General features: G+C 69.6%; 1 protein-coding gene. It reads left to right on the top strand.

Going from position 1 to position 247, the window contains the following annotated elements; all coding sequences use genetic code 11:
• Positions 1-247 (top strand): condensation domain-containing protein (locus ADL29_RS14795; RefSeq protein ID WP_157878495.1); only part of this gene is annotated, 247 nt, incomplete at both ends.

Raw genomic sequence — 247 nt, 5'->3', positions numbered from 1 at the left:
GGGCGGCATCCCCTGGCAGCGGGTTCTGGAGCCGGAAGAGGTCGACGTCCCGCTGAACGTGGTGCCGGTGACCGAGGCCGGCCTGGCGAAGGAGCTGGCCACCGCCGCGGGCCGGGGATTCGATCTGGCCTCCGAACTACCGCTGCGCGCCTGGCTCTTCGAGCTGGGACCGCAGGACCACGTACTCCTCCTGGCCATGCATCACATCGCGATGGACGGCTGGTCGCTGGAGCCCCTGTTCAGGGAT

The sequence above is a fragment of the Streptomyces chattanoogensis genome (assembly GCF_001294335.1).
Classification (GTDB): Bacteria; Actinomycetota; Actinomycetes; order Streptomycetales; family Streptomycetaceae; genus Streptomyces; species Streptomyces chattanoogensis.
The sequence above is the reverse complement of the archived record's forward strand: the minus strand, read 5'-3'. Positions and strand labels throughout refer to the sequence as shown.